15 protein-coding genes are annotated in these 14,911 nt (G+C 53.6%); 8 read left to right on the top strand and 7 right to left on the bottom strand.

The features are described from left to right. Positions 1 to 47: 47 nt before the first annotated feature. Together NST04_RS00915 and NST04_RS00910 are read right to left on the bottom strand one after the other, a co-directional pair. A complete protein-coding gene (locus tag NST04_RS00915) occupies positions 48 to 1,001 on the bottom strand; it encodes a diacylglycerol/lipid kinase family protein (RefSeq protein ID WP_341182783.1) in 954 nt (317 codons plus the stop codon). A 190-nt stretch (positions 1,002 to 1,191) separates the two neighbouring features. Further along, positions 1,192 to 1,530 carry a DUF4870 domain-containing protein gene (locus tag NST04_RS00910; protein WP_341182782.1) on the bottom strand — a complete coding sequence of 113 codons (339 nt, stop codon included), beginning with the start codon at positions 1,528 to 1,530 and terminating at the stop codon, positions 1,192 to 1,194. Between the two features lie 527 nt (positions 1,531 to 2,057). Here NST04_RS00910 and NST04_RS00905 point away from each other — a divergent pair. The 7 genes from NST04_RS00905 (at position 2,058) to NST04_RS00875 (ending at position 8,071) form a co-directional block, all read left to right on the top strand. Beyond that, positions 2,058 to 2,246: a hypothetical protein gene (locus NST04_RS00905; RefSeq protein WP_019913840.1), complete on the top strand. Its 189-nt coding sequence runs from the start codon at positions 2,058 to 2,060 to the stop codon at positions 2,244 to 2,246. A gap of 409 nt (positions 2,247 to 2,655) precedes the next feature. After that, positions 2,656 to 3,705 carry a cytochrome c oxidase subunit II gene (gene coxB, locus NST04_RS00900; protein ID WP_341182781.1) on the top strand — a complete coding sequence of 350 codons (1,050 nt, stop codon included), beginning with the start codon at positions 2,656 to 2,658 and terminating at the stop codon, positions 3,703 to 3,705. A 128-nt stretch (positions 3,706 to 3,833) separates the two neighbouring features. Further along, a complete protein-coding gene (gene ctaD, locus NST04_RS00895) occupies positions 3,834 to 5,672 on the top strand; it encodes a cytochrome c oxidase subunit I (protein ID WP_341185150.1) in 1,839 nt (612 codons plus the stop codon). A gap of 6 nt (positions 5,673 to 5,678) precedes the next feature. Next, entirely contained in the window at positions 5,679 to 6,305 is a 627-nt protein-coding gene (locus NST04_RS00890) for a cytochrome c oxidase subunit 3 (protein ID WP_341014855.1), read from the top strand. Between the two features lie 4 nt (positions 6,306 to 6,309). After that, complete coding sequence (locus tag NST04_RS00885; RefSeq protein WP_341014852.1) at positions 6,310 to 6,633, top strand: cytochrome C oxidase subunit IV family protein; 324 nt, start codon at positions 6,310 to 6,312, stop codon at positions 6,631 to 6,633. A 28-nt stretch (positions 6,634 to 6,661) separates the two neighbouring features. After that, a complete protein-coding gene (gene ctaG, locus NST04_RS00880; RefSeq protein ID WP_341185149.1) occupies positions 6,662 to 7,570 on the top strand; it encodes a cytochrome c oxidase assembly factor CtaG in 909 nt (302 codons plus the stop codon). A 36-nt stretch (positions 7,571 to 7,606) separates the two neighbouring features. Then, complete coding sequence (locus NST04_RS00875; RefSeq protein ID WP_036722160.1) at positions 7,607 to 8,071, top strand: DUF420 domain-containing protein; 465 nt, start codon at positions 7,607 to 7,609, stop codon at positions 8,069 to 8,071. Positions 8,072 to 8,183: 112 nt separating this feature from the next. Here the strand turns inward: NST04_RS00875 and NST04_RS00870 are convergent, their stop codons facing one another. Further along, on the bottom strand, positions 8,184 to 8,567 hold the full coding sequence (locus NST04_RS00870; RefSeq protein ID WP_341182780.1) for a DUF6516 family protein: 384 nt from the start codon (positions 8,565 to 8,567) through the stop codon (positions 8,184 to 8,186). 29 nt (positions 8,568 to 8,596) lie between these two features. After that, positions 8,597 to 9,274: a helix-turn-helix domain-containing protein gene (locus NST04_RS00865; RefSeq protein ID WP_341182779.1), complete on the bottom strand. Its 678-nt coding sequence runs from the start codon at positions 9,272 to 9,274 to the stop codon at positions 8,597 to 8,599. A gap of 195 nt (positions 9,275 to 9,469) precedes the next feature. Between NST04_RS00865 and NST04_RS00860 the strand changes: the two genes are divergently transcribed. Continuing rightward, a complete protein-coding gene (locus NST04_RS00860) occupies positions 9,470 to 10,453 on the top strand; it encodes a phosphotransferase enzyme family protein (RefSeq protein WP_341182778.1) in 984 nt (327 codons plus the stop codon). A gap of 320 nt (positions 10,454 to 10,773) precedes the next feature. Here NST04_RS00860 and NST04_RS00855 read toward each other — a convergent pair whose 3' ends face one another. Genes NST04_RS00855 through NST04_RS00845 form a run of 3 tightly spaced genes read right to left on the bottom strand, consistent with a single transcriptional unit; the run spans position 10,774 to position 14,851 of the window. Continuing rightward, complete coding sequence (locus tag NST04_RS00855; protein WP_341182777.1) at positions 10,774 to 12,363, bottom strand: methyl-accepting chemotaxis protein; 1,590 nt, start codon at positions 12,361 to 12,363, stop codon at positions 10,774 to 10,776. Positions 12,364 to 12,392: 29 nt separating this feature from the next. Further along, positions 12,393 to 14,393, bottom strand: a complete 2,001-nt coding sequence (locus NST04_RS00850; protein WP_341182776.1) for a chemotaxis protein CheA — start codon at positions 14,391 to 14,393, stop codon at positions 12,393 to 12,395. Between the two features lie 29 nt (positions 14,394 to 14,422). Further along, positions 14,423 to 14,851: a chemotaxis protein CheW gene (locus NST04_RS00845; RefSeq protein WP_341182775.1), complete on the bottom strand. Its 429-nt coding sequence runs from the start codon at positions 14,849 to 14,851 to the stop codon at positions 14,423 to 14,425. Positions 14,852 to 14,911 lie beyond the last annotated feature (60 nt).

The following is a 14,911-nucleotide window of genomic DNA, read 5'->3' as shown; positions in this document are numbered from 1 at the left end:
CCGTTATGCCGAGCCACATATGTGCCTACAGTCCCGCCGCACCCGTCCTAGACGCTGGCGTGACAGGAACCAGGCCCGGCTTCGCCCGGCGCCCCGGCTGCTGCCAGCGGCGAGAGCACGCGCAGCGCGCCCGGCTCGCAAGCCACGGCCAGCGGCGCGGTGCCCAGCGCTTCGCCGTCGCCGATGGCGTGGCGCGGCTGTGCGAAGTGCACGGCTACGCTGTGTCCGCGCAGCATCGTGACATAGGGCAGCTTCGTGTGCCTGCCCTTCACCACCGTCGGGAACAGCCGCAGCAATTGCCCGCGGCTGACCCCGTGCACGACGCAGACGTCAAGCAGGCCGTCGCCTGATTCCGCCTGCGGGCAGATCAACAGCCCGCCCCCGTAGCTGGGCAGGTTGCAGACCGAGACCAGCCACGCCTGATCGAAGGCCTGCTCCTTGCCGTCGCAGGTCACGCTGACGCGGCAGGGCTTGAAGGTCATCAGCGTATGCAACACGCCGAAGATATAGGCTAGGCGCCCGGCGCCAATGGCGTTACACAGCCGCTTGTAGCGGCTGCCGTTCACATTGACGGCCACCTGCGCGTCGAAGCCGCTGGCCACCGCGGTCAGGGTGAGGCCACCTGCCGCGTGAAGCAGATCGGCTTCGATGCAGTGCTCCTGCAGCGCGTGATCCAGCGCTGCCCCGGGCGCGAGCGGGATGCTGAACCCGCGCGCGGTGTCATTGCCCGAACCCGCCGGGATGACTCCCAGCGGGACCCCCCTGCGCCGCAGTGCGCCCAGCACACTGTGGATCGTGCCGTCGCCGCCGACAACGATGGCGGCGCGCCAGTCCTCGCGGCGGGCCAGCGCGTGCAGCACCTGGCTCTCTGCGCTGTCAGCGCTCTGTGTGAATAGCGCTTCATACGCAGCGGCCCGCTTCTCAAGCAAGGCCTGGATGGTGTGCCAGGTCCGCAGCCCTGCTCCGCCGCCGGAGCGGGAATTGATGATGAACAAATACATGGATGCTTCCCCCAGCCTGTAGATTCCTGCATGTCTTATCCCATTGTAAGGAGCGGACAGGCAAAAGGGAAACTATTTTGAAATACAAGAAATTATAGGTTTCACACGATAACTTATCCTTCTATTTCTCGCCGAAACGAATACCGTTCTTTTAAAGGACGGCATTCGTTTCCACTTGTGCATCATGGAGCTACAGCTGCCGTAGCTGGCTTTCGGCGATTTCTCCCACCCAGGGGAGCTTGAACCATCTGCTGCCGAGGGCATGGTAGATCATCAGGAGCCAGACTGCGAAGCTGCAGAGGGAGATCAGGGCGCCCGCGAGATCACCGAGAAGCGGAATGAAGCCGCTGAGTACATGAGCGATCATAAGAGCTCCGAAGGCAATCAGGGATTGAAGCGAGTGGAACAGGACGAAGCGGCTGCGCTTCTCCAGAGCGAGGAAAATAATCGCACCGATAAACGGGAAGAAATAACACAATGCAGCGGCAATGTTATCGGGCAGTCCGGTGGATGATCTGAAAGGCGTCAAAGGGCTCACTCTCCTTGGATTGTAGAGGAAAAGGCAAGTAGCATTGGTGCTTCTTCCCTACAAGCCTATGAGGTGTCCAGGCAAAGTATGAGCTGTGCGGGGCTGCTGTCCAATAATTTCTGGGGATAGGGGGCATACTATTGTCAGGTTCCGAAACGGGAGGGCAAGCATATACTATAAAAAATTTCCATTTGCATTTTTACATGGAAAGGTGGAAGTTAATCTGGAATATGATACAATATAACGATAAGGCCCGAAAGGAGTGATTCAGCAAGTGGCTCTTCGGGTAATTAAAGTGTCAAGGTGTCTTTGCAGTGGGACATCCTTACTCTCAGCCCAAATCACGACGAACCTGCTTCACCGGCAAGGCGGAATTCCAAGGTACTGGAATGGCAGTCTGGACGGGTAATGCAAGCCGCGTATGTGTAATTGGTTCTTAACTTGCATTTCAAGGTTACGGCGAACTTTTCATCATGCATTCTCTACAACGGAGCATTCATTTTCAATGTTTTGGGAGGGAACTGATCATGGCAAGTAAAGGTCATAACGAAGTCAAGGAAAGTCTACGGGAAATGACACGTATTTTCCGGCCCAAAGATCCCAAGAAATTTGTGAAAGAGTATGTCCGGAAGTATCGGATCACGGGAGGCTATGAGGAAGAGCTGACCATGGTGGTGGAGCATGAACTGGTTAGAATGAATTCATCCGTCTCCTGAAGAAGCGGGCAGATTCTGTTTCGTGCTGTGTGATGCCGGGCAACTATATATGTAAGCTACATTCAAGCGATAACATCCATGAGGATTCTCATAAACCGTGCCCGGACAGCCTGCTGCTTCTGGAATCGGTTTTTTTTGTATGTTCTTTGCAGATTATCCTCGTATGTCAAATGAATGTTTAGACACAAATACATATGAATACGCTTCAGAAGTAGTTTAACAGTTTTCCGGAAAAATTGAAAGCGCTTATAAAATCAGTATTGACAAGCTTTCGGAGACTTTAAAATGATTTTGTGAATTTGTTGTGAACGATTGACAAAATCGTAGGCCGAACTTATATTAATAGTGATTGTTATAATTGACAGGAAAATACTCTAATCTACGAATTCGGGAAAAGCGGGGTAGATCAATGATGAAAACATGGCAGGCTGGTAAGCGGCTTCTTCCCATGACCGCAGCACTTGGACTCCTTCTGGCCGGATGCGGGCGGGAGGACTTGTCGGTACTCAGACCGCAGGGACCCGTAGCAGAAAGCTCTTACGGACTGATGAAGCTGTCAATCACGATCATGATTGTGGTGCTGCTGATCGTCTTCTCCATTGCGGCTTATGTATGGATTCGCTTCCGCCGGAAGAAGGATCAGAATGAGATTCCGGAGCAGGTGGAGGGCAGCTTCAAGCTGGAGGTGCTGTGGACAGTCATCCCGCTTATTCTCGTCATTGTGCTGGCGATTCCTACGGTGAAGGTGGTGTTCGCTGCCGGCAATGATCATTCGGATGACAAGGATGCGATCAAGGTCAAGGTGACCGGCCACCAGTACTGGTGGGAGTTCGAATATACGGATTATGGAATAACGACCGCGCAGGATCTGATTATTCCTACAGGCAAGCACATTGCCTTCGAGCTGAGCACCAAGGACGTGCTGCACTCCTTCTGGGTACCCTCGCTGGCCGGGAAAATGGATACTAATCCCGACGGCACGGTGAACCGCTTCAGCTTCAGTGCGCCGAATGAAGGCGTTTACCGGGGGAAATGCGCAGAGCTGTGCGGACCCTCCCACGGGTTCATGGAGTTTAAGGTGAAGTCGGTCAGCGGTGAGGCCTTTGACAAGTGGGTGGCTTCGATGAAGGCACCGGAGTCAGTGATGCCGGAAGACCCGGTACTGGCTGAGAAGTTCAAGTCCCAGTGCCTTAGCTGCCATGCGATTGGCAGCATGCCTGCATCACCGGTGGCTCCCAGCCTGACCGGAATTGGTTCCCGTGAATCCGTTGCCGGGATTTTGCTTAATGATGACACCCGTGAAGACGGAGCGCCGGTTCTGGAGAATCTGAAGACTTGGCTGCATGATCCGCAGAGCGTGAAGCCCGGCAACAAGATGCCGAATCCGAAGGATAAGGGCTTAAGTGATGAAGAGATCGACGGCATTGCCGAATTTTTGGCCGGTTATACGCTGGATTAGGGGCCTATGACTGAAGTGGAAGCAGCATATTTGATAAGGGGGTACGTACCTTGGCTCACGCAGCGCAATCCTTGCAGCCCTCCCAGCCCTTGAAGCCCGGCCACAGCGCCAAGCGGCATACCGGGCTGATGGACTGGATTACCACCGTCGACCACAAAAAAATAGCCATCCTGTATCTATGGGCCGGCGGCCTGTTCTTCGGCATCGGTGGCCTGGAGGCAATCCTGATCCGTATCCAGCTGATCAAGCCGATGAACACCTTCCTGGATGCCCAGACCTTCAACGAACTGATTACCATGCACGGCACGACCATGATCTTTCTAGGAGTCATGCCGGTTATTTTTGCGCTGATGAATGCGGTGATTCCGCTGCAGATCGGCGCGCGGGATGTCGCCTTTCCTTTCCTCAACTCGCTGGGCTTCTGGACCTTCCTGTTCGGCGGTCTCTTGCTTAACCTCAGCTGGGTGATGGGCGGCGCACCGGATGCGGGCTGGACAGCGTATACCCCGCTCTCCGGTAAGGGATACAGCGCTACGCACGGGGTGGACTTCTATACGATCGGTCTGCAGATTGCGGGCCTGGGCACCCTGATTGGCGGAATTAACTTCCTGGCTACCATCATCACGATGCGCGCGCCGGGGATGTCCTTCATGCGGATGCCGATGTTCGCCTGGGCTACCTTTATTACCTCAGCCATTATTCTATTTGCCTTCCCTGCGGTTACTGTAGGACTTGTCCTGCTTACCTTCGACCGGATTCTGGACGCCAATTTCTTCAATGTTGCCGGTGGGGGCAATCCCGTACTGTGGCAGCATATCTTCTGGATCTTCGGCCATCCCGAAGTATACATTCTGATTCTTCCGGCCTTCGGCATCATCTCCGAGGTCATTCCGACCTTCTCGCGTAAGCGGCTGTTCGGATACAGCTCCATGGTCTTCGCGACGATTCTGATCGCCTTCCTGGGCTTCATGGTCTGGGCGCATCATATGTTCACCACCGGCCTCGGTCCGGTCGCGAACGCCTTGTTCTCCGTGTCTACTATGCTGATTGCCGTTCCGACCGGGATCAAAATCTTCAACTGGCTGTTCACCATGTGGGGCGGACAGGTACGGTTCACGACTCCGAACCTGTTCGCAGCCGGGTTCATTCCCACCTTTACGATGGGCGGGGTAACCGGGGTGATGCTGGCCTCCGCGCCGGCCGACTTCCAGTTCCATGATACGTACTTCGTGGTGGCGCATTTCCACTATGTTATTGTCGGCGGTCTGGTGCTCGGGCTGTTCGCCGGGCTGCACTACTGGTGGCCGAAGATGTTCGGGCGCATGCTCAGCGAGACCTTGGGCAAGTGGACCTTCTGGACCTTCATTATCGGGTTCCACTTGACGTTCTTCGTGCAGCATTTCCTGGGACTGATGGGGATGCAGCGGCGCGTATTCACCTATTTGCCGAACCAGCAGTTTGATACGCTCAACCTGGTCAGTACAGTGGGGGCGTTCCTGATGGGAGTGGGTATGATTATCTTCCTGGTAAATGTGTTCTTGACCTCCAGACGGCCGGCGGATGCGCCGGAAGATCCGTGGGAAGACGGGCGGACCCTGGAATGGACGATCCCATCGCCGCCGCCGGAATATAACTTCAAGCAGACGCCGCTGGTGCGGGGCCTGGATGCTTTCTGGAAAGAGAAAATGGCCGGGCATAAGGGGATGACCCCGGCGGAGCCGGTTGGCCCGATCCATATGCCGTCGGCCACGATTCTGCCGTTCCTCATGTCCGTCGGTATCTTCATTGCAGGCCTTGGCTTCATGTTCAGCCGTGATGAATTCAGCAGCAGCATCATGAGTTTCCTGTTCAATAACTATATTGTTACGGCGCTGGGGCTTCTTATTACCTTCGGATCAATGCTGATGCGGTCGCTGTTTGACGATCACGGCTGGCATATTGAACCCGAAGAGCTGGAAGGAAGGTGAGCAGAGATGACAACGGCACATGCTGAAGCAGCGGACGGTACACTCCCGCATGAACCTGAGAAAGCGACCCTGGAAGGACGGAATAAAGTGCTGGCCTTCTGGCTGTTCCTCGGAGGGGAAGCGGTACTCTTCGGCACCCTGTTCGCGACCTTCCTGGCGCTGCGCAATCAGACGAATGAGGGACCTTCGGCGGCGGAGCTGTTCCATCTGCCGCTGGTTGCGGCAGCGACCCTGCTCCTCCTGGTCAGCAGTCTGACCAGTGTGTTCGCCATTCAGGCTATGCACCGGGGGAATGTGGCCCAACTCAGGAACTGGCTGCTGGTAACCGTCCTGCTTGGTCTTGCATTCCTGATCCTGGAGATCTACGAGTTCAGCGTATATGTCAGACATGAGGAATTCGGGATGACGACGAGTGCGTTCAGCTCGGCCTTTTATACGCTGGTCGGGTTCCATGGTGCCCATGTGGCGTTCGGAATTCTGTGGATCGCCGTGCTGATCGGACAATTGCTGCATAAAGGCTTGACGGTCGTTACCGCACCGAAGATCTATGTGTCGGCAATGTATTGGCATTTCATTGATGTGGTGTGGGTCTTTATCTTCACAGTCGTATACCTGCTCGGAAAGGTGGGGTGAAGCCATGACGACGAAGCAGCCTTCTACAGATTCTGCGGTGAAGCACCGGCACCGTCCGGAAGGACCGCAGCGGCATATTGTGGTGTTTGTATTCTCCGTGGTGCTGACACTGATCGCTTTTGCCGCGGTGGCGGCCGGAGGGGTGAATGCTACCTTTGCGATCATCCTGCTGCTGGTAATGGCTGTGCTGCAGGTGTTCCTGCAGATGGGCTTCTGGATGCATCTGAAGGACAAAGGGCATATGCTCCCGATTATCTTCATGCTGGGCGGTTTTTTTATCGCAGGCACCTGTATTGTAATGGCGCTCTATTGGGTATGGTGGGATTGATTCTATCTCCGGGGAGGTCTTGAGGATGATACCGGGATTGCAATATTTCAGCTTTACGGAACTATGGAGTCCGCTGTTTCTGGCCCTGATGCTCCTCCTGACTGCCGGATATTTTGTGCTGATCGGACCGCTGGCCTCCCGTTTTGAGGGCAGCACTGCAGTCCCCTTCTGGCGGAGGGGGCTGTTCTTATGCGGAATGCTGGCCCTCTATCTCGCGCAGGGAGGACCAGTCAGTCTGCTGGGACATATCTTATTTTCCTTCCATATGGTCAGTATGGCCTTGTCCTATCTGGTGGCGGTCCCGCTGATTATGCTCGGGATCCCCGACTGGTGCTGGCGCGCCCTGCTGCGGGTGAATCCGCTGAAGGGACTGGCTTTTCTCGCGAAGCCGGTGGTGGCGGCCCTGCTCTTCAACGGCCTGTTCTCGCTCTATCACATCCCCGTCATCCATGATTATGTCATGCTGCATTTCACCGTTCACCGTCTGTATTATGGCGTCCTGTTCCTGACCTCGGCGCTGATGTGGTGGAATCTGATCAACCCCCTGCCGGAATACCGGGCGCTTAGCGGTCTGGGACAGGTGGGTTTCATCTTCCTGAACATGGTGCTGCTGACACCGGCCTGCGGGCTGATCATTTTTGCGGGCTCCCCCCTCTATGCTACATATAGCGACCCGGGCACCTGGGCGAAGGCGATGGGCTACTGTGTTCCGCAGAGTCCGGCTGCATTACTGCAGGCTTTTGGCGGTCCCGGCTTCTTCGGATCTCTGTCCCCCAAGGTAGATCAGCAGGTTGGAGGCATCGTGATGAAGTTCATTCAGGAATTTATTTTCGCCTCGATGCTTGCTTATGTGTTCTATCATTGGTATAAAAAAGAGAACGGACAAGAGGACACAGATGTGTCCGCGTCACCCTCTGCACTGGCGGAGGAGGTCTGAACTATAATGAGCTGGTAAGTACCGAGGGGGATATTCATGGATATTTTCACATTGTTTCCTACGATCAGCACATCGTTCATCGTCATAAGCGCGGTGCTGGTGGCAATCGGCTGGAGACAGATCATTCAAGGCAAACGCGAAGCGCACAAGAAGACGATGATTGCGGCTGCGGTGGCAGCGATTCTGTTCTTCCTGGTGTACTCGTCAAGAACGGTGTTCGTAGGCAATACCTCCTGGGGCGGCCCGGATGAGCTGACGACGATCTACCATGTCTTCCTGATCTTCCACATCGTGCTGGCTACCGTCGCTGCCGTATTCGGCATCACTACGCTGACGCTCGGCTTCAAGGCCAAGTATGCCAAGCACCGGAAGTGGGGACGGGTGACCTCTGTCATCTGGTTCATCACCGCCATCACCGGAGTTGCTGTCTACGTGCTGTTGTATATCTTCTATCCAGGCGGCCACACGAAGCCGGTCTGGGAGATCATCCTGGGCGCTTAAGCCGAGGGGAAGAGAAGCCTGGAATCATAGGGGAAAAGCCTGTCCATCTGCCGCTGCTGCGGGGGAGGGGCGGGCTTTTTTAGGCTGAACGAAATCGAAAATGATTAGGTTGCTATATCTTTTTTGCTGCTACCAGTGAAAAAAAGATGTGCTCCATTATTGCTGGTAACTCCTGATGATACACATTAGGATAACGTGTCATATTAGTAAGTTTGGCATCCGCGGGGGGATGAATATGATAAGGCTCAGTGGATGTCTGATAGCGCCTATCATCTTTATGCGGCTCGCTGTGGAATTTTAAAATATCTGCCCCGTGTTCATCCACCCAGTCGTAGAAGTATATCTCTATTCGTCCCCTGCTGAGATGTTCAGTTATAAGTAAACGGGACATATCCGTGAACACAAATGTGTGCCGGGTAAATGAGATGGAGGTGAACAGACCGCTGCCATCCCCATCACATGAGTTCATAATAATATTCGAAAAGTCTTTCTCCAACTGGCTGATGTTGGATGGAGGGCGAGTATTCAGTCCCAGTTCCTTTCAACGGAGTACAGCAGACTGGACCATTGTACTGCGTCCCGAGATTGTGCTGGGGTCAAATCAGTTTTTTTGCCCAGTGTCTCTTCGAATGTTCCGCCATATTTTTTTTCAAAATGAACGACAGCATTAAGTATTTCAGCCATTTCCTCAGCTGCTGTCATTTCTTTATTTCTGCCTGAACGTATTTGCTCTGCTTCATAACGTATTGCAGCATCTGCTATAGCTGACTTCATTCCAGTAGGAGAAGTATAAACTGCGTTCTCAGGAAATCTAACTTGTTTGTAACGCTCTCCTTTTTCAACACCGTCAAATCGCCCAAGGGCAATCCAATTATGGATCGTAGCAATACTTACCCCGAAGAATCGGGCGACATCTCCTGTTGTGTAGACTTTAGTGCCTAATACTTCAGCCTCCATCCCTACAGTAACCATGTGGATTAGCACTCGTTGCAGAGCCTGCTCGGAATTACCATGAACCAAATGACTATCCACGGCCTGAAGCACTTCTGAAGGATTATGAATGGAATTCCGTTCAATATAATTGGCCAAAGCCTTAATAAACATTGACATCTGCGTTTCGGTCTCGTGTAGATGTGTCTTGAATACTTCGGAGATCGACAATGCTTCTGACAATGCTCTTTCCTTTTCTGTTACATTAAACATATACATCACCTCAACTCCATTCTAACACTTCTCGTTTAAACTTAAAACAACTTAAAATTTACCGTGATTAACTTAAACTTAACTTATATTATTGCCTGTTTTCGAATGATATAATGTATGTTATTAAAAAAATCCAGAAATAGAAGGTATACATACAAAGGAGAAATTATGGACCCACACATCAAACGAATGTTCATGGACGAACATGCTGCTGAAGGTGCTAGGCGCTTTGGGATTAACCCTGAGGAGCTGATCTTCATTGGAGGCTTTCAAAACTTTATTTATTCCTATATTCGCGATGAATCCCAATATATTCTTCGGTTTACTCCGGGGACACTTCGTACCTCTGAAGGAATTGCAGCCGAAATCGAATGGATTCGTTACCTCGCGGAGAAGGGGGTGTCAGTGTCAGCTCCGGTCTCATCGGTGAATGGAAGGGATGTTGAGCGTATTCATGGGCATCCGATGGATTTTTACGCAGCCTCGTTCAATTATGCACCCGGCACAAAAGTTGGATATCCGGAGTGCCTGCGGAACCCGATGCTATACGAACAATGTGGCCGTATTACAGGCCGTCTTCATGAACTGGCTAAGCGGTACAAGCCGGTATTCAGAAGACATACCTGGGAGACTAACGAATACCTCGTGCGGGCAAAAGATTATTTACCGGCAGAGCTTAGGCCCATTTTGCATGCCCTTGATGAAATAAAAGCAGAGTTGGCCAGTCTGCCTGTTACCTCAGATAATTTTGGATTAATTCACGGGGATATCAACGTAGGTAATTTCATGGTAGATGAATCAGGGAAGATCACGCTTTTTGACTTCGATGAGTGCCAGTACAGCTGGTATGCTGAGGATATTGCTATCCAGCTCTATTATTTACTATATGTATTTGGAGAAGATTCGAGGTCTGAACGTAAGGAGCAATACGAGCTTTTTATCCGGCATTTCGAGCTAGGCTACACGGAGGATGGCAGGCAGCTCCCCGATGGCTGGAAGAGTCAGCTGGAGTTGTTTCTTAAACTGCGTGAGATTATCGTAGTTGTGGGCATGCACCGGAGTTGGGATTTAACACAGGCTGACGATTGGACCCGCGGGTTCTTGCAAGAGAGTACAGTGCGTATTACCAAGGGGATTTCGTTAATCGATGGGTTCGGGGAAGAGGGGCCACAATCATAGTTGGAAAAAGCACATTTAATTTCAGTGATACAGACGGTTGCAGGTAAGCAATTGGAAAAAGTCCACCTAATTTCGAGAAATTCCTCTGTTTAGACGAAATTGTAGAAATTAAGTGTTGTTTGTCCCACTACTGTTTGCAAATGGGGCGATGCCGTCAAAATAGATGGACAAAATCCAATTAACGTCACTGGTTGCGTTTAGAACTGTACACTTTTCCCGGCCGATCCCGCAAGAACAAGTGGAAACGGCTTTGCCGTCCTTTAACAAAAAAACCTGCAAGCTCCCAAAGGGAACTTGCAGGCAGCCGTATAAACCAAGAACTACAACCGGAACGAAGACACCGTGCTCTGCAGCTCCTCGGCCAGGCTGGCCAGGGACTGGGCGGAAGAGGCGGTCTCTTCGCTGCTGGCGGCGGACTGCTGGGTGGTGGCGGAGATGCTCTCCACGGCAGCGAGGACGTTGGTGGACTGGGCAGCTTGTTCTTCGCTGGCGGCGGCAATTTCGGAGATCTTCTGGCCGGCGTTGTTGACCATCGTCACGATCTGATGGAAAGAAACGCCGGTCTTCTGCGACAGCTCCGCACTCTCCTGCACAGCGCTCACGCTGTAGCGTGTATTTACCTGCATCCCCTTGATGATGCTGGTGATCTGCTTGGTGGCCTCGCCGCTGCGCTCGGCCAGCTTGCGCACCTCGTCGGCCACAACCGCGAAGCCGCGGCCCTGCTCGCCTGCTCTGGCTGCTTCAATGGCGGCATTCAGAGCGAGCAGGTTGGTCTGATCTGCAATATCCTCGATGACATCGATAATCTCGCCGACCTTCTGCGAGTCCTCCTCAAGCTTAGCCATCTGCCCGCTGACAGCCTCCATGCTCTCCATCGATTCCTGAATGATGCTGTTCCCATTCTCGGCAATGGTTACCGTCTCATCGGAGATCATCGAGGCCTGCTCGGTATTCTGGGCTACAGAGTGGATCGCACTGGAGAGCTCTTTGAATAACTCGCTGATGGTCCCGGCATCATCCGCTGTAGTCGTGCTGCCGCTTGCCACCTCTTGCGTACTGGCAGAGATCTCCTCGGCGGCGGCGGACAGGCTCTGGGAATGCAGCAGGATGGAGCCCACTGTCCTGCGGAGGCTAGCGACCATCTCGTTCACCTTGGCAGCCAGAATGCCGATTTCATCTCTGGTATCGATATCGGATTGGCTGCGCAGGTCGCCGTCAGCCACCTTCGAGAGAACCTTGACAACCTTCGCCAGCGGATTAGAAATAATGCGGGAGATGATATACCCTAACAGGATGCACAGAATAACCGCGCCGATAATAATGCCGAGGGTAATGTTGCGTGAAGAGCTATAGAGTACGGCTCCAGCCTGCCGGGCCTGATCCGCTTCCCTGGTATTGGTGAGAATCAGATCGTTCAGGATCTGCTTCAAGGTATCGCCCTGACTATTAAGCGTGCTGCTGCGCAGCATCTCCAGCAGCTTCTCGTCCTGTCCGCTCAGCGCGAGGCTGACCAGGGAATCGTAGGTAAGCAAATATTCATTCCAGGCAGCTTCAAAAGGGGCAATGGTCTGAACCGATTCCGGGCTCAGCTTGGTTTTGCGGAAGGCGGAGATGCTATCTAGTACGTTCTGCTTCTCTTTTTTATAATCATCCACCCGCTGCTGGCGTTCCTGAGGGGTCTGCTTAATGTACAGATCCCTGACGATGCCGCGCATGACGGAGAAGCTGTTCTGCGAGCTCTGCAGGGAGGAGACGGGAACCAGATTGTTCACATACATATCATCCAGACTCTTATTGATAGAGCCGAGATTGCTCAGTCCGTAGAGACCCACGAAGGAAAGAATGACAGCGACGATCAGGAAGGACGAGATTAATTTCACGCTTGTTTTTAGATTATAGAACCATTTCATACCTGTTTCCCCCAATAAAGATGATTTTGTTAAGCGAAAACTCCCGTAGTGAAAAATAAGCTGGCTATGTCTATGATCAGTGCGATATTTCCATTTCCCAGGATGGTAGCTCCTGATATATTCTCTGTCTTGCCCATGTAGGCGCCGAGCGATTTGATTACGATATCCTGATTGCCGATAAGTGTATCTACGGCCAGTGCCAGCCGTTTCTCGCCCCGCCCCACGATGATCAGCGGAATGGATGCTGCGCTGCCGCCAGCAGCGGAGGGAAGGCGCAGGATATCCTGCAGCCAGACCACCGGTATGAGCTGATCCCGTGCGGTAATGACAGGCTGGCCCCGGACAGAGCTGATCTCCTCTGGAGCGACACGGACGATCTCGGCCACACTGCTCATGGGAATCACGAAGGTGGCTCCCCCGGCATGAACGAGCAGACCCCGGATGATGGCGAGCGTCAGGGGCAGGCGAATCCGGAAGCGGGTGCCTCTTCCCCGGGTGGTCTCGATATCGATCATGCCGTTAATCCGTTCAATGTCATTACGGACGATATCCATCCCGACTCCGCGGCCGGAAATATCACTGATTTGCTGAGCTGTGGAGAAGCCGGGCCGGAAAATAAGCCGCAGCGCCTCATCCTCAGTCATCCCGCCGGCCTCTTCTGCCGTAATGATGCCCTTCCGCAGAGCAGACTCTGCAATCAGGGCGGAATCGATCCCGGCCCCGTCGTCCTCGATGACCAGGATGACCTGGTTGTCCTCGTGGGAGGCGGCGACGCGGACGGTTCCTGTCTCGCTTTTGCCGGACTTGCGGCGGATTTCCGGGGTCTCTATGCCGTGATCGACAGCATTGCGCAGCAGATGGATCAGCGGGTCGCCAAGCTCCTCAATGAGCGTCCGGTCCAGCTCCGTCTCTTTGCCTTCAAGGACCAGCTCAACCTGCTTGTTCAGGGAGCCGGACAAGTCCCGGACCATGCGGGGGAGACGGCTCAGCAGCTGCTCTATCGGCAGCATCCGCACCTTAATCATGCTCTCCTGCAGCTCGCTAGTAATCATAGCCAGATGGTCGGCAAGCTGGCCGAGCTCCTCTGTCAGATCATTGGTTCCGTATTGCTGGTGGAATCTGCGGTTCAGCAGATGGAACCGCGTCTGGTCTATGACCAGCTCGCCCGCCAGGTTCATCAGCTTCTCCAGACGCTCCACCTGGACGCGGATGGTTTGCGGTTTGGTTTTGTCAGCGGCAGACGGCGGAGATTCGGGTACTTCCGGGAGCTCCAAGCTCCTCGTCTCCGGATGGGGTGGTCTCATGTATTCACCCGGACGCGGAGAATCGTTAAGCACTTCTTCTATGTATATACGATCAACATCCATAATGGATAAGACCTCCTGACGGAGCTCCCCGATATCAAGCTTGGGCGATAGTAACCAGGACGCCTCGTCAATCCGGCTGTCGTGGTCCTCTATCGCTTCCAGCTCCGGCTTCATGCGCAGGACTGCAGCGACACTCCGCAGCTTGGCATCGATCAGGTGAAGGCGGGGCAGCTTCATCTCACAGCCGGGAGAGAGCCACACATGCACCCAGAACAGCTGGAGGGGAAGCTCCGTCTGACTTGTCTGTACAGCAGGGAGCTTATCCTCAGGCTTCTGCTGTCCCGCCATTCCGAATGTACTCAGCCGCTGAATCAGACTGGACACATCTGTGCTCTCCTGATCCGTAGCAGCGATCTCGCTCTGCAGCGCGCGCATGCCGTCCAGAGCTTCGAAGAACAGACGGATCAGCTCCGGCGTGACCGTTCGTTCCCCGCCCCGCATCTGATGAAGCAGATGCTCCAGATGATGCGTGACCTCCTTCAGCCCGTTGTAGCCCATAGAGGCCGAGGAGCCCTTAAGGGTATGGGCCGCCCGGAAGAACTGCTGGATTCCGTCTGCGGTCTCTCCAGCCTGCTCCAGTCTGAGCACCTCATCCTCGATCAGCTGCAGCTGGTCCTCCAGCTCCTCCAGAAAAATCCCTCGGTATTCCGATAAATCAACCATGGTTCGCCTTCTCTCCGTATAGCCTTTATTTAGTCGCGCAGCAGGATCTCATCCAGCCGCAGAATGCCGACCAGCTCGGAAGAAGAGAAGCCTACTCCGTTGAAGAAGGAGCTGCTGATTCCGGAGATGCTGCCCTGTGCAGGCTGAATATCGCTGAAGGTTGTCACTTTATTCACGTTGTCGACAATGACGCCGAGAGACTCCTCCTGGTGATGAACCACCAGAATGCGTGTATGCTTGGTATGGGCCACTTCCTCCATCTGGAGCAGCACTCTAAGGCTAAGCACCGGCACGATTTTACCCCTGAGATTGATAATGCCCTTAACATAGTGACGTCTGCCGGGGATCTCCGTTATTTCCTGCATTCTTATAATTTCATGGACATCTGAGATCGGGATCGCATAATGCTCGTGATCTATCCCGAATTCAACATATTGTTTCTGCAAAACAGTCTCCATAGTTACCCTCCGGCTTCTCATATTACTTAGCTGGCCCGCAGCCGCTATTCTGTCTTACCT

Origin of the sequence: Paenibacillus sp. FSL H7-0756, from assembly GCF_038006765.1 — a bacterium.
GTDB lineage: Bacteria > Bacillota > Bacilli > Paenibacillales > Paenibacillaceae > Paenibacillus_AQ.
This window is presented reverse-complemented; position numbering and strand designations above follow the sequence as displayed.

What these genes read in the sequence shown, in the direction of transcription:
- NST04_RS00915 (WP_341182783.1), bottom strand. Translation starts at nt 1,001, where the DNA reads ATGTATTTGTTCATCATCAATTCCCGCTCCGGCGGCGGAGCAGGGCTG.
- NST04_RS00905 (WP_019913840.1), top strand. Translation starts at nt 2,058, where the DNA reads ATGGCAAGTAAAGGTCATAACGAAGTCAAGGAAAGTCTACGGGAAATG.
- coxB (WP_341182781.1), top strand. Translation starts at nt 2,656, where the DNA reads ATGATGAAAACATGGCAGGCTGGTAAGCGGCTTCTTCCCATGACCGCA.
- ctaD (WP_341185150.1), top strand. Translation starts at nt 3,834, where the DNA reads ATGGACTGGATTACCACCGTCGACCACAAAAAAATAGCCATCCTGTAT.
- NST04_RS00890 (WP_341014855.1), top strand. Translation starts at nt 5,679, where the DNA reads ATGACAACGGCACATGCTGAAGCAGCGGACGGTACACTCCCGCATGAA.
- NST04_RS00885 (WP_341014852.1), top strand. Translation starts at nt 6,310, where the DNA reads ATGACGACGAAGCAGCCTTCTACAGATTCTGCGGTGAAGCACCGGCAC.
- NST04_RS00875 (WP_036722160.1), top strand. Translation starts at nt 7,607, where the DNA reads ATGGATATTTTCACATTGTTTCCTACGATCAGCACATCGTTCATCGTC.
- NST04_RS00865 (WP_341182779.1), bottom strand. Translation starts at nt 9,274, where the DNA reads ATGTTTAATGTAACAGAAAAGGAAAGAGCATTGTCAGAAGCATTGTCG.
- NST04_RS00860 (WP_341182778.1), top strand. Translation starts at nt 9,470, where the DNA reads ATGGACGAACATGCTGCTGAAGGTGCTAGGCGCTTTGGGATTAACCCT.
- NST04_RS00855 (WP_341182777.1), bottom strand. Translation starts at nt 12,363, where the DNA reads ATGAAATGGTTCTATAATCTAAAAACAAGCGTGAAATTAATCTCGTCC.
- NST04_RS00850 (WP_341182776.1), bottom strand. Translation starts at nt 14,393, where the DNA reads ATGGTTGATTTATCGGAATACCGAGGGATTTTTCTGGAGGAGCTGGAG.
- NST04_RS00845 (WP_341182775.1), bottom strand. Translation starts at nt 14,851, where the DNA reads ATGGAGACTGTTTTGCAGAAACAATATGTTGAATTCGGGATAGATCAC.